This is a genomic window from Ferrovibrio sp. (genome assembly GCF_046297595.1).
Lineage (GTDB): Bacteria > Pseudomonadota > Alphaproteobacteria > Ferrovibrionales > Ferrovibrionaceae > Ferrovibrio.
Genome location: NZ_JBKBHT010000001.1, coordinates 964,233 through 977,312, shown reverse-complemented (window position 1 = coordinate 977,312; position 13,080 = coordinate 964,233). Strand labels below are relative to the sequence as shown.

Annotated in this window: 14 protein-coding genes; 7 read left to right on the top strand and 7 right to left on the bottom strand. The window is 64.4% G+C overall.

All coding sequences use genetic code 11. From position 1 onward, the window contains the following. Window positions 1-2 precede the first annotated feature (2 nt). Window positions 3-482, bottom strand: coding sequence for a MarR family winged helix-turn-helix transcriptional regulator (locus ACK4FJ_RS04940; RefSeq protein ID WP_409764720.1), 480 nt, complete (start codon window positions 480-482; stop codon window positions 3-5). Window positions 483-672: 190 nt separating this feature from the next. On the opposite strand from ACK4FJ_RS04940, the gene ACK4FJ_RS04935 reads away from it, so the two are divergent. The 6 genes from ACK4FJ_RS04935 to ACK4FJ_RS04910 all read left to right on the top strand — a co-directional run bounded on the left by ACK4FJ_RS04935 (window position 673) and on the right by ACK4FJ_RS04910 (window position 6,465). Next, the gene (locus ACK4FJ_RS04935) at window positions 673-1,209 is read left to right on the top strand and encodes an NUDIX domain-containing protein (RefSeq protein WP_409764719.1); all 537 of its coding nucleotides are present in this window, start codon (window positions 673-675) and stop codon (window positions 1,207-1,209) included. 156 nt (window positions 1,210-1,365) lie between these two features. Then, window positions 1,366-2,526: an ABC transporter ATP-binding protein gene (locus tag ACK4FJ_RS04930; protein ID WP_409764718.1), complete on the top strand. Its 1,161-nt coding sequence runs from the start codon at window positions 1,366-1,368 to the stop codon at window positions 2,524-2,526. Continuing rightward, the gene (locus ACK4FJ_RS04925; RefSeq protein WP_409764717.1) at window positions 2,519-3,433 is read left to right on the top strand and encodes a carbohydrate ABC transporter permease; all 915 of its coding nucleotides are present in this window, start codon (window positions 2,519-2,521) and stop codon (window positions 3,431-3,433) included. The genes ACK4FJ_RS04930 and ACK4FJ_RS04925 overlap by 8 nt, the downstream gene beginning before the upstream one ends. Continuing rightward, a complete protein-coding gene (locus ACK4FJ_RS04920) occupies window positions 3,430-4,263 on the top strand; it encodes a carbohydrate ABC transporter permease (RefSeq protein ID WP_409764716.1) in 834 nt (277 codons plus the stop codon). The genes ACK4FJ_RS04925 and ACK4FJ_RS04920 overlap by 4 nt, the downstream gene beginning before the upstream one ends. A gap of 25 nt (window positions 4,264-4,288) precedes the next feature. Further along, window positions 4,289-5,551, top strand: a complete 1,263-nt coding sequence (locus tag ACK4FJ_RS04915; RefSeq protein WP_409764715.1) for an ABC transporter substrate-binding protein — start codon at window positions 4,289-4,291, stop codon at window positions 5,549-5,551. Window positions 5,552-5,616: 65 nt separating this feature from the next. Further along, complete coding sequence (locus ACK4FJ_RS04910; RefSeq protein ID WP_409764714.1) at window positions 5,617-6,465, top strand: phosphodiesterase; 849 nt, start codon at window positions 5,617-5,619, stop codon at window positions 6,463-6,465. Between the two features lie 6 nt (window positions 6,466-6,471). Here the strand turns inward: ACK4FJ_RS04910 and ftsY are convergent, their stop codons facing one another. From ftsY to ACK4FJ_RS04885, 5 genes are all read right to left on the bottom strand, one after another. Next, window positions 6,472-7,431 (bottom strand): signal recognition particle-docking protein FtsY, encoded by a 960-nt coding sequence (gene ftsY / locus ACK4FJ_RS04905; RefSeq protein ID WP_409764713.1) that lies wholly within the window; start codon window positions 7,429-7,431, stop codon window positions 6,472-6,474. Next, entirely contained in the window at window positions 7,428-8,681 is a 1,254-nt protein-coding gene (mtaB, locus tag ACK4FJ_RS04900) for a tRNA (N(6)-L-threonylcarbamoyladenosine(37)-C(2))-methylthiotransferase MtaB (protein WP_409764712.1), read from the bottom strand. Before mtaB ends, ftsY begins: the two co-directional genes overlap by 4 nt. A 3-nt stretch (window positions 8,682-8,684) precedes the next feature. Then, on the bottom strand, window positions 8,685-9,536 hold the full coding sequence (gene dapF, locus ACK4FJ_RS04895; protein ID WP_409764711.1) for a diaminopimelate epimerase: 852 nt from the start codon (window positions 9,534-9,536) through the stop codon (window positions 8,685-8,687). Between the two features lie 79 nt (window positions 9,537-9,615). Next, entirely contained in the window at window positions 9,616-10,119 is a 504-nt protein-coding gene (locus tag ACK4FJ_RS04890) for an Hpt domain-containing protein (RefSeq protein ID WP_409764710.1), read from the bottom strand. Window positions 10,120-10,129: 10 nt separating this feature from the next. Beyond that, window positions 10,130-10,627 carry a response regulator gene (locus tag ACK4FJ_RS04885; protein WP_409764709.1) on the bottom strand — a complete coding sequence of 166 codons (498 nt, stop codon included), beginning with the start codon at window positions 10,625-10,627 and terminating at the stop codon, window positions 10,130-10,132. A 200-nt stretch (window positions 10,628-10,827) separates the two neighbouring features. On the opposite strand from ACK4FJ_RS04885, the gene ACK4FJ_RS04880 reads away from it, so the two are divergent. Further along, complete coding sequence (locus ACK4FJ_RS04880; protein WP_409764708.1) at window positions 10,828-12,030, top strand: multidrug effflux MFS transporter; 1,203 nt, start codon at window positions 10,828-10,830, stop codon at window positions 12,028-12,030. Between the two features lie 12 nt (window positions 12,031-12,042). Here ACK4FJ_RS04880 and thyX read toward each other — a convergent pair whose 3' ends face one another. Further along, on the bottom strand, window positions 12,043-12,981 hold the full coding sequence (gene thyX / locus ACK4FJ_RS04875) for an FAD-dependent thymidylate synthase (RefSeq protein ID WP_409764707.1): 939 nt from the start codon (window positions 12,979-12,981) through the stop codon (window positions 12,043-12,045). Window positions 12,982-13,080 lie beyond the last annotated feature (99 nt).

The window sequence follows — 13,080 nt, the reverse complement described above, 5'->3', positions numbered from 1 at the left end:
GGTCAGCCGCGCTGTTCCAAGGTTTCCACCAGTTGGCGCAGCAGGGCGATGAAATCGGCGCGCTTGGCGGGCGACAGCGGTTCGAGGATACGATCCTGCGAGCGCATCACGCCGGGTTGGGCCGCGCGCAGCTGCTTCTCGCCATCGGGCGTCACCGCCAGCGCATTGGTGCGCCGGTCGGTTTCGGTGCGCTGGCGCACCAGCAGGCCGCGCTTGATCAGCCGCGCGACCATTTCCGCCACGGTGGAGCGGTCGATGCCGGTCTGGCGCACCAGATCGACCTGGCTGATGCCGCTATTCTGGTAGATGGCCAGCAGCAGCGCGAACTGGCGCGGCGTCAGGCCATTACTCCCGACTTCCGCAGTGTACAGATCGACGGCGAGCTGCTGGCAGCGCCGCAACAGATGCCCCGGCGCATCCTGCAGGTTGAAGCTGGCCAGCGAATCGCCGGCAGCCGCATGGGTGGTCTTGTCCCCCGACATGGGACCTCCCTATTTTATGGTTATGGTTGTTACGCCTTCCTGTGACTGGGCGGTCTTTTAGTACCGCTTCTCAGTTCACTGATAAAACGCCATTCCGAGGCTTCCCGTCCAGTGTGAGATAGAAGAAATTCAGGGTAGGGACGGGCGTATACATACAAACAAGTTTGAACCCGCAAACATCGAAGCAATCATGCAGAATCCGAAGAATTATCGATTTTCCCAGCGCACCCCGGAAGGGGATAACCGAGACCGCATGATCTGCGACGATTGCGGCTGGGTTCACTACGTCAACCCCAAGGTGGTGGTCGGCGCCGTGGTCGGGCATGAAGGCAAAATCCTGCTCTGCCGTCGGGCCATCGAGCCGCGCAAGGGCTTCTGGACCATCCCGGCCGGTTTCATGGAAGAAAGCGAAACCTCCGAGGCCGGGGCCATGCGCGAAGCCCAGGAGGAAGCCTGCGCCGAGATCTCCATCGATGCGTTGCTGGCTGTCTACAACATTCCCCGCATCAGTCAGGTGCAGCTGATTTACCGCGCCAGGCTGGCCTCGCCGGAATTTTCCGCCGGGCCGGAATCGCTGGAGGTGCAACTGTTTGGCTGGGACGAAATTCCCTGGCAGGACCTGGCCTTCCCATCGGTGCATTGGGCGTTGCACCACTATCGCGCCGTGGAAGGGCAGGCGCGTTTCCCGACCCATACCAATCCGCCGGGCGAGCAGGGCAATTACTGAATCCCCGGACTGCTGATCGACAGGTCTAGAGCGACTCCCGGCATCGTCTAGCGATTCCATCGTTCCGTCACCGAAGTGCCGTGAACCGGTCACGGCGCATTCATCGGTATGCAAAGCAGCGCGCCTATGGCTTCCCCACGCAACGGGGAAAAGGCCATGGCCGGAGTCGTTATCGAAAGAATCCGCAAATCCTTCGGAACCACCCAGGTTCTGAAAGGCGTCTCGCTCGATATCGCCGACCGTGAATTCATGACCCTGGTTGGCCCGTCCGGCTGCGGCAAGAGCACCCTGTTACGCATCATCGCAGGGCTGGAACAGCAGGATGAAGGCGATATCCGCATCGGCGGCGCCAGCGCCGGCCGCAAGCGGGCCGCCGATCGTGACCTGGCCATGGTGTTCCAGTCCTATGCGCTTTATCCGCATCTTTCGGCGCGCGACAACATCGCCCTGCCGCTGACCATGCGGCGCCTAACGGCGTGGCAGCGACTGCCGCTGCTTGGCCGGTTCCTGCCCGGCACAGCGTCCACGCGAATGGTGATTGCCGACGAGGTACATCGCGTGGCCGATATCCTGCGCATCGGCCATCTGCTGGAGCGCAAGCCGGCCCAGCTTTCCGGCGGCCAGCGCCAGCGTGTGGCGCTCGGCCGCGCCATGGTGCGGAATCCGGCCGCCTTCCTGATGGACGAACCGCTCAGCAACCTGGATGCCAAGCTGCGCGAGCATATGCGCACCGAGATCGCCCAACTGCACCAGCAGCTTGCCGCCACCTTTATCTATGTCACCCACGACCAGGCCGAAGCGATGACCATGTCGGATCGCATCGCGGTGATGATGGATGGCGAGATCCTGCAGGTGGCGGCGCCCGACGTGATCTATGCCGATCCGGCCGACCTGCGGGTGGCCGAATTCATCGGCAGCCCGAAAATCAATGTGGTGCCGGCAGAGATCGACGGCGACGGCATGCTGCGCGTCGGTGCGGCCCGGTTCGATATTGCCGCAATCCTGCCGCCCGGCAGCCAGCTGAAACTGGCTTTCCGGCCGGAAGCGGCAGAGCTGGGCGCCAATTCGCCGGCCACACTGGGCGGTCGGGTGGTCATCCGCGAAAATCTGGGCTCCGACCTGCTGGTGCATGTGCAACTGGATGCCGCGCCTGATCCGGTGATCGTGCGCCTGCCGGCCCGCCAGCATGGCGTGCGCGAGAATGACCGCATCGGCCTGCATGTGCCGGTCGACCAGATTCTGCTGTTCGGCAATGACGGCCGCCGCCTGCGGACGGTGCCGCGGCCGGCGGAGGCGCGGGAGCGGGTCTATGGCTGAGGTCGTATTGGATCGTGTTTCGGCGCGCGGCTGGCGGATCGACCGGTCGGCCGTACCCTATCTGCTGGCCGGCCCGGCCTTTGTACTCATGCTGCTGCTGCTGATCGGGCCGGTGCTGACCGTTCTGCTGCTGTCGTTCACCGATTATCAGCTCGGCGCTCCCGGCTTCGGCTTCATCGGCCTGGACAATTACACCGAACTGGCCGGCGAAAAAGTGTTCTGGAAATCACTGGGCAACACGCTGGCCTATGTCGGCGTGGTGGTGCCGGCCGCCGTAGGGCTGGGGCTGGGTGTCGCGCTGCTGATCGAAAGCGGTCGGTCCTGGCGGGCCTTCTATCGCGCGGCCTTCTTCGTGCCCGTGATGGCCACGCTGATCGCCATGGCGATTGCCTGGGAATTCATGCTGCACCCGCAATTCGGCCTGATCAACCTGATGCTGAAGCCGCTCGGCATTGCGCCGCAGAACTGGCTGAACGATCCGGGGCTGGCATTGTGGGTGCTGGCCGTGATTGGCATCTGGCAATCCTTCGGCTTCAACATGGTGCTGTTCATGGCCGGCATCGTCTCGATCCCGAAACACCTCTACGAGGCAGCCGAAATGGATGGTGCCCGCAGCGCCTGGGAGCGTTTCCGCCTGGTCACTTGGCCGATGCTGGGGCCGGTGACGATGTTCGTGGTGGTGATCACCGCGATCCGTTCCTTCCAGGTCTTCGACACCGTTCACGCACTGACCAAGGGCGGACCGGTCAAGGCCACGGAGGTCCTGCTCTACACCATGTATGCCGAGGGCTTCGAATTCCTGCGCTCCGGCTATGCGGCCGCCATCGCCGTGGTCTTCCTGGTCTTCGTGCTGATCCTCACCGTGATCAAGGCGCGGCTGCTCGACCGCAAGGTGCATTACGGATGACCGCGCAATCCTCCATCCTTCGCTCCGCCCTGCGGCATGGCGTTCTGCTGGCTGGCGTGGCCATCGTGCTGCTGCCGTTTGCCTGGATGATCGCCACCTCGCTGAAACCCGACGCCGAGATATTCATCAGCGAAATCCGCTGGTGGCCGCAGACCCTGCACGCTGTGGAGAATTACAGCCAGGCCTTCACCCGCTCGCCGCTCGCGCGCTTTCTGCTGAATGGCGTGATCGTCACTGTTTCGATCTTCGCATTGCAGGTGGTGGTCGCCCTGCCGGCGGCCTATGCGCTGGCGAAGTTGCGCTTCCGCGGGCGCGAAACGCTGTTCGCCCTGGTTCTGCTCTGCCTGCTGATCCCGCCACATGCCATCGCGGTGCCGCTGTTCCTGCTTTTCCACCATCTGGGCATCCTCAATAGCTACGCGGCCTTGATCGTGCCCTGGGTCATCTCGGTCTTTGGCATTTTCCTGATGCGTCAGTTCTTCATGACCGTGCCGGACGATCTGGTCGACGCCGCCCGCATGGACGGCATGTCGGAATTCGCCATCGTCTGGCGAGTGATGCTGCCGACCGCTATTCCGGCGATCACGGCCTTCGGCATCTTCTCGGTGATCGCGCACTGGAACGATTATTTCTGGCCGCTGATCGCACTGAACAGCGAGCAGTATTACACCCCGCCGCTGGGCGTCATTAGCTTCCGCAACCAGGAAGCCGGCACCTCCTATGGCCCGCTGATGGCGGCGGCCACCATCATCATCATGCCGCTCGTCATCGCCTTCCTGCTCGCCCAGAAGCGGTTCATCGAAGGCATCGCATTCACCGGCCTCAAATAGGCCGCAACAGGAGAGGAGAAAGTCCATGCGTAAGATCTTCATGGCGGCCGCGGCCGTCCTGATGGGGGCATCTGCCGCCCATGCCACCGAAATCGTGATCCAGTATCCCTATGGCGAGTTGTTCAACGGCACGCACCAGCAGATCGCCGCGGAATTCGCCAAGAAACGCCCGGATATCAAGGTCAGCTTCCGCGCGCCATACGACTCGTATGAAGAGGCCACGCAGAAGATCCTGCGCGAGTCGATCACCAAGCAGATGCCCGACATCACCTTCCAGGGCCTGAACCGCATCCGCATCATGGTCGACCGCAACATCGCCGTGCCGCTGGATGGTTTCATCAAGGCCGAGAAGAATTTCGAGACCGAAGGCTTCCACCAGGCGATGTTCGATATCGGCACGCAGCAGGGCAAGGTCTATGCGCTGCCCTTCGCCATTTCGCTGCCGATTACCTATTACAACCTCGATCTCGTGAAGAAAGCCGGCGGCGATCCGAACAACCTGCCCAAGACCTGGGACGAGGTCTTTGCGCTGGCGAAGAAGATCAAGGCGCTGGGCGGCGACGTGAACGGCGCCACCATCGCCTGGGATATCACCGGCAACTGGCTGTGGCAGGCGCCGGTCTTCAGCCAGGGCGGCAGCATGCTGAATGCCGATGAAAACAAGGTTGCTTTCGACGGACCCGAAGGCCGGTTCGCCATCAACGTCTTCGCGCGCTTTGTGAAGGACGCCCAGATGCCGAACCTGACCCAGCCGGACATGCGCGCCGCTTTTGCCGCCGGCAAGACTGGTATCCACTTCACTTCCACCTCGGACCTGGCCAAGACCACCGAGATGATTGCCGGTAAGTTCAATCTCAAGACCCATGTCTTCCCGGACGTGAAGTCCGGCGTCGGCCGCCTGCCTGCCGGCGGCAATCTGGGTGTGATCACCGCCACCGATCCGGCCAAGCAGAAGGCCGCGTGGGAAGTGATGAAGTTCTGGCACGGTCCGGAAGGCGCGGCGATCATGGCCAAGACCACCGGCTACATGCCGCCGAACAAGAAGGCCAACGACGTCTACCTGAAGGATTTCTACGAGAAGAACCCGAACAACTACACGGCCGTCAGCCAGCTTGGCCTGCTGACCAAGTGGTATGCTTTCCCGGGTGAGAACGGCCTGAAGATCACCGACGTGATCAAGGATCACCTGCAGTCGGTGGTGAACGGCCAGCGCGCCGGCGAGCCGCAGGCGGTGCTGAAGGACATGGCCCGCGACGTGCAGAAGCTGCTGCCCAAGACGCGCTCGTAATCTGACCATGCGGGCGGAATTGCCAGAAGGCCGTTCCGCCCTTTTTCTTTGCGAAAGGCTGCCGCATGACCAAGCTGATCCATATCACCGACACCCATCTCGTCGAACCGGGTCGTCTGCTATACGGCTTTAATCCGCAGGCGCGTCTGGCCGCCGCGGTGGACGACATCAACCAGAATCACGCCGATGCCGCCCTGGTGGTGATCACCGGCGACCTGACCCACTGGGGCGAGGGCGTGGCCTATGAGGCTTTGCGCGAGGTGCTGGACGACCTGATCCCACCCTGCATTCCGCTGCTGGGCAATCATGACGATCGCCCGACCTTCCGCGGCGTGTTTCCCAACGCGCCGGTGGACGAGAACGGCTTCATCCAGGGCCGTCACGACGTGGCCGAGGGCCGGCTGCTGTTCCTCGACACCAATCAGCCCGGCACCCATGCCGGCTGGTATTGCGAACAGCGGCAGGACTGGTTGCGCCGCCAACTGGCTGCTGCCGGAGACAAACCGCTTTTCGTATTCATGCATCACCCGCCATTCGAGATCGGTATCGGCCCGATGGACCGCATCGGCCTGATCCAGCGCGAGCAGGTGGCGGCCCTGATGCGGCCGCATCGCCAGAATCTGCGGCATGTCTTCTTCGGCCATGTGCACCGGCCGATTGTCGGCAGCTGGATGGGCGTGCCGTTTTCCACCATGCGGGCGACCAATCACCAGGTCTGGCTGGATTTCCGCGCCGAACAGCTTGCCGCCGTGCCGGGCAGCCACGAGCCGCCGGCCTATGCCGTGGTGTGCCTGCGCGGCGAGGATGTGGTGATCCATTTCCACGACTATCTGGACGACAGCCGGAAATTTCCGCTGGGCGGCCAGACCCAGGACGAGCGCGAATACGCCTATACTTTCGAGCCGGCGGAGTGATCCGCCTTACTGGCCGGGCTGGTCCAGTCCGGCCAGCGCCCGGGCGAAGCCCGTGGCCGAAAAGGGCTGTAGGTCGGCGGCCTGTTCGCCGACGCCGATGTAATGCACCGGCAGGCCGAATTTGTCGGCAATCGCCACCAGCACGCCGCCACGAGCCGTGCCATCCAGCTTGGTCACCACCAAGCCGGTCAGGGCGCAGATTTCCCTGAAGGTTGCCACCTGGCTGATGGCGTTCTGGCCCGTGGTGGCATCCAGCACCAGCAGAACATGATGCGGCGCCTCCGGCACCTGCTTCTTCAGCACGCGCACGATCTTGGCCAACTCGCCCATCAGGTCGGTCTTGTTCTGCAGCCGGCCGGCCGTATCGATCAGCAGCACGTCGATCTTCTGCTCGCGGGCCTGGGTCAGGGCATCGAAAGCGAGGCCTGCGGCGTCGCTGCCGGTTTCGCGCGCCAGCACCGGCGCCTGCACCCGTTCGCCCCAGATTTTCAGCTGCTCGATGGCCGCGGCGCGGAAGGTGTCGCCGGCGGCCAGCATCACGCTTTTGCCATCCTCGCGCAGGCGGGCCGCGATCTTGCCGATCGTCGTGGTCTTGCCCACGCCGTTCACGCCCACCACCAGCACCACCTGCGGCTTGTCGCCTGCCAATGCCAGCGGTTGCTCCACCGGCTGCAGCAGGCCGGCCACGGACTCGGCCAGTGCGGCGCGGATTTCCTCGGGCGATATGTCTTTCTCGAAGCGGTCCCTGGCGATTTCCTTCACGATGCGGGCCGCCGTGGTCACGCCCAAGTCGGCCCTGATCAGGGTTTCTTCCAGATCGTCCAGCGCCTCCTGGTCCAGCTTGCGCTTGGTGAACAGCGCGCCGATCTGCTCGCCGAGCTGACCGGCCGAGCGCGACAACCCCGCCTTCAGGCGGCTGAACCAACCCGGCTTCTTGTCGGTCATATTGTTCTCGGGCTCGCTCATGCGGCCTCCAGCCATAACTTGCCGTCATGCGCCGCCGCGATACGCGCGGTGACGATGCTGCCTTTTTCCATGCGGTCCGGCAGGATCACCGGCGCATAGGTCTCGTCGCGGCCCAGGCCCTGCTGTTCCACCAGGATGCTCGCCTCGCTGCCGATCCGGCTGCCGAGGAACCGGTCCAGGGCGGCCTCCGCGCGGCTGCGCAACTCGGCGGCGCGCGACCGGCGCAGTTCGACGGGCATCTGCGGCATGCGCGCGGCCGGCGTGCCGGGGCGGGGCGAGTAGGGGAAGACATGCACGAAGGCCAGGCCGGCTTCGTCGATCAGGGCGGCACTGCGTGCGAAGGCGTCGTCGCTTTCGGTCGGGAAGCCGGCGATCAGGTCGGCGCCCAGCGCGATGCCCGGCCGCAGGGCCTGCAGCCTTGCTGCGACATCCAGCGCCTGCTGGCGGCTGTGCCGGCGCTTCATGCGCTTCAGGATCAGGTCGTCGCCGGCCTGCAGGCTCAAATGCGCATGCGGCATCACGCGCGGTTCCTCGGCATAAAGCCCGAACAGGTCTTCGTCGATCTCGGCGGGATCGAGCGAGGAGAAACGCAGCCGTTCGATCTGCGGCACGAGGTCCAGCAGCCGGCGCGTCGCCTGGCCCAGTGTCGGCCGGCCGGGCAGGTCATGACCGTAGGAGGTGATGTCCACGCCGGTCAGCACGAATTCGCGATAGCCGCGCGCGGCCATGACTCGGGACTGTTCCACCACGGCGCCAAGCGGCAGCGAACGGCTGGGGCCACGGCCATAGGGGATGATGCAGAAGGTGCAGCGATGATCGCAGCCCTGCTGGATTTCCAGATAGGCGCGTGGCCGGCCGGGGAAATGGCTCACCGCGGGCAGGGCAGGCGGCGTGTCGGTCTGGATATCGCCGACGCTGATGCGCGGCGCATCCTGGCCGATCCCGCGCCAGGCAGCTTCGCCCAGCTTCTCGCGGTTGCCGATCACATGATCGACTTCGGCCATGGCGGCGAAACCTGCGGCATTCACCTGGGCGGCGCAGCCGGTGACGACGATGCGGGCATCGGGCCGTTCGCGGCGCAGGCGGCGGATCGCCTGGCGGGCCTGCTTCTCAGCTTCCGCCGTCACCGCACAGGTATTCACCACAACAACGTCGTCGCGTCCCAGCCTGTCGAGCAGGCCGCGGATCGCCTCGCCTTCATAGGCATTCAGGCGACAGCCGAAATTCAGAACGGAGGTTTCGTCCGCCATGCCTCAGGCGGCGTCCGCTGCGGCCCAGAAGCTCGGCGGGATTTCGCCGCGGAAGGCCTCGGTGGCCGGGCCGGTCATGTAGATGTGGTTGTCGGCGGCCCATTCGATGGTCAGCACGCCGCCATCCAGGATGATTTCGGCCTTCCGCTCGGTCAGGTCGCGGCGCGCCGCCGCCACCAGCGTGGCGCAGGCGCCGGTGCCGCAGGCGCGCGTGATGCCGGCGCCGCGTTCCCACACCCGCATGCGGATCTGCGTGCGGTCGATCACCTGGGCGAATTCGGCGTTGATGCGCTGGGGGAACAGCGGATCGTGTTCGATCCGCGGGCCGATCTCGGCCAGCGGAACGGTTTCCGCATCGGGCACGAAGAACACCACATGTGGGTTGCCCACATTCACGGCGCCCGGATGGCTGAAGCCGCCGAAACTGTAATCCATGCGCAAGGTATTCATCTCGTGTGCCAGCGGGATGGCCTGCCAGTCGAAGCGCGGCTCACCCATATCCACCGTGATCTGGCCCTTGGCGCCGCCTCGGGCCTGCAGCCAGCCGCCCAGCGTGTCGATACTGACCGCGTCGCGGCCGTTTTCCTGCATCAGCAGGCTGGCGACACAGCGTGCCGCGTTGCCGCAGGATTCCACCTCGCCGCCATCGGCATTGTGGATGCGCATGAAGGCGTCCGCCTTGTCCGACCGCTCGATGGTGATCATCTGGTCGAAGCCCACCCCGCGCCGCCGGTCGCCCAGCAGGCGCACCGCCGCCAGATCCAGCGGCAGCGGATGGGCGCGCGCGTCCAGCACCACGAAATCGTTGCCGAGGCCGTGCATCTTGACGAAGGGAAGGGCGGTGGTCGGGTGCATGCGGGGGTTATAGGGCGCGGGGGGCGGAGTGTCCAGAACAGGTCCCCGTCCGGCCGGGTCCGGGGCACGGAAAGGCGGCTCAGCCGGCCGGTTTGACGCCCGACTTGGCCTTGTCTACCGCCGCTTTCAGCGAGGCGCGCAGCTGGGCTTCCAGGGCGCCGCCCGAACCCTTGATGCGGTGGGAAACCACCACATAAAGCGTGTCGACATGGATGCTGACGATTTCCTGCTGCAACTCGTCCAGGTCATCCAGTTCTTTGAGGAAATCATGCAGCGACTTGGCGAATTCGGTCAGCAGCGGATAGCCGAACACACCGCCCATTCCCTTGATCTGGAATGCCTCTTCGCGGATATGCTCCAGCACCTCGCGCCGCGCCGACGGATCGGCTGCCGCCCGGCTCAGGGCTTCGCGCAGGCCTTTCAGCGTTTCGACGGTCTCGTCCAGGAACTGGGTGCTGGTATTCTCGACCAGCGCCTCCATCTTCTGGCGCAGCTCGTCGTCGAGCCGGATATCCATGCCGGTCTTGTAATTGACCGCCTTGCGCTTCAGATCGCCGCGATTGGGAATGATTTTCCGGCGCATGGGATGCGGCTTATTCGGGCTTGTTCTGGCGCCGGTCAACGCCCTCGAAGGGCAGCTGCTGGCGGCGCCGGTCCGGGCCGAAATAGCCCGGCACGCTGACGAAATCGCGCGGCCGCGCGATCACCGAAACCAGACGACGATACATGCCGTCCGCCGTGAAAGGTTTGGCGAGGAATTCGGTCACGCCCTTGTCGCGCGAGTCCATCACGTATTCCATTTCCGAATTCGCGGTCAGCATGATCACCGGCATCATGCGGTCGGGCGAGGTGCCGTCATTACGCAGCCATTCGAGCAGCTCAAGGCCGGATCGCGGCTTCAGGTTCCATTCGGTGATCATCACGTCGTAACCACCCGAGCGCAGGGCGGCGATGGCCTTCTCGCTGTCGCGCACGGTATTCACCTGGTGGCAGCCCAGCATCATCAGGATGTCCTTCACCAGCTGGCACATCAGCTTGTTGGAATCCACGATGAGGAAGCGGACGTGGCTGAAGTCGATCTTTTCCGACATCCCTGTACGAAAGCCCCCTTGCGACCCTGCACCCCCGTTCCGGCACCGTCCCTCCACCCGGGCGATAGGCGCTAGAATCATGGAAATACTTTTGCGATCATATATATACTGATGGCCGGATGAAGCCAACCAACCCGCGATACTTTAAAGCGGGTAATCAGGCTTCCCATTCTACCTTTGGCTCTGGCTGCCCCTCAAGCATGTCGAAATTGCCTCCCCCTGCGGGCCTGCTGCTTCTGCTTACCATCCTGTTTGCCAACGGGATTCTGGCGGCGACGATGTATTTGCCGTCCCTCCCGGCGATCAGCGCCACGCTGGCCGTTCCAGTCGATGTCCTGCCACTCACCCTGACCGTCTATTTCGTCACTTTCGCCTGCGGGCAGCTGGTCTACGGCCCCCTGAGCGACCGCTACGGCCGCCGCCCCCTGCTGCTGGGCGGGCTGGTTATCATGGTACTCGGCTCGGTTGCCTGCGCCATGGCGGAAAATCTGCCAGCCCTACTCTGGGCCCGCGCCGTGCAGGGCCTGGGGGCGGCCAGCGCCATGGCCACCGGTCGCGCTATTGTGAACGATGTCTACGAGCGCCAACAGGCCGCCCGGGCCACCTCGGTCATTTCCGCCTCCCTGGCTCTGGCCCCGATTGTCGCCCCGCTGCTCGGCGGCCTGATCGAGCATTATCTGGACTGGCGGATTAATTTCTGGATCAACGGCGGCATCACCCTGGCCGTTGTGCTCGTACTGGTGCGGCGCCTGCCGGAAACCCATGCTCCGTCGCCTGGGAACGGTTCACTGCTGCGCGGCATACTCTCGGCCTATGCCTTCCTCCTGACCAATCGCGCCTTCCTGACTTTCGGCCTGCTCAATATGGGCGTTTTTGCCGGTCTGCACGGCTTCAGTGCCGGTGCGCCGGCCGTGCTGATCGGCAGCATGGGGCTGAGCGCGGTGAATTACGGCATTCTGATTGCCTTGGGCAGCGCCGGCTTTTTCATCGGTGCGCTCTTGTCGTCGTGGCTGGGTGGAAAACTCGGTCTGCTGCGCATGATCGATGCCGGCGTGATCTTCACGCTGGCCGGAGGTATGGGCATGGCGCTGTATGTCGGTCTGATCGAACCCAGCGTCACGGCGATCATCGTATTGCGGCTGATCTGGGCCATCGGCATGGGACTGGCAATGCCCAATTCGGTGGTCGGTGCGGTGGGGGTGAACCCCGCCACGCTGGGGGCGGGGGCGGCGCTGTCCGGTTTCCTGCAGACCGCCGGCGGCGGCCTTGGGTCGGCGGTGAATGCCTTGGTGCCGGCTGGCGAGCCGCTCTCGCTGAGCATTGCCTTCGCCGGAACGGCGGTGTTCGGCGGCCTGATCTGGCTGATCGGCCGCCGGGCCGCCCGTGCGGCGCTGGCGCGCTAGGCTACGCTGTTTTCAGCCCTCGGGCTTCAGCACCGCCATCAATTCGCGCCATTCCCGCGCGCTCAGGCCCGATCCGGCCTGGTCCACGGTTTCCCCGGCCAGCATGCGGCGCACTGCTTTCAGTGCGGTGGCCGACAGGCTGGCGCCGCCGACGCGGTATTCCATGAAGGCATCGTAACAGGCCGGCACCCAGCGCTTCACGGTTTCCAGCATGGCCTCGGCATAGACGCGGATTTCGAACTGCGCATGGCTGTCGGCACGGAGCGACAGGAAATGCAGCAGGTTCAGAAGGTCGGTCTTCCAGTACCACTGGGTATAGAAATTCAGCGTCAGGTTCATGCGCGCCAGTTCGCGCGCCAGGCCCTCGCGGCCTTCGTCGCGTTTGCTGCCATCCGGCCGCTCGTTCAGCATTTCCTCATACGAGGCATAGGACTGCATCGCGTCGCGCTTCAGCAGGTCCAGCACGCGGGCGGCTTCCGCGCCGGTCAGTAGGTCGCCGCGGCCCTGGCGGTTTGAACTCGACTGCGCCGCCAGCTGGTCGGGGGCGGGGATATAGAATTCGTTATCCAGGATCGAATAACGGGCGGAATATTCGTTCACGTTGGCGGTGCGATGGCGGATCCACTGGCGCGCCACAAAGATCGGCAGCTTGACGTGATACTTGATCTCGCACATCTCGAACGGCGTGGTATGCCGGTGCCGCATCAGGTAGTTGATCAGGCCGCGATCCTCGCTGACCTTCTTGGTGCCGCGGCCGTAGGAGACGCGGGCAGCCTGCACCACGGCGGAATCGTCGCCCATGTAGTCGATGACGCGCACGAAACCGTGGTCCAGCACGCTCATCGGTTCGTAAAGGATTTCCTCCAGGGCCGGCACGGTGGCGCGGCGGGTCGGCTGGGACTGGCTGCGCAGGGCGGCGATCTCGGCGGCCTGTTCCGGCGTCATGGTCATTGCGGGTCTCTCCGGCGGGCAAAATCCGGCGACTCGGGCCGCCGGGCGAAAGGCAGGTGGTTATAGACCGGCCGGCCGAGTCCCAAAAAGCCCCAAGCC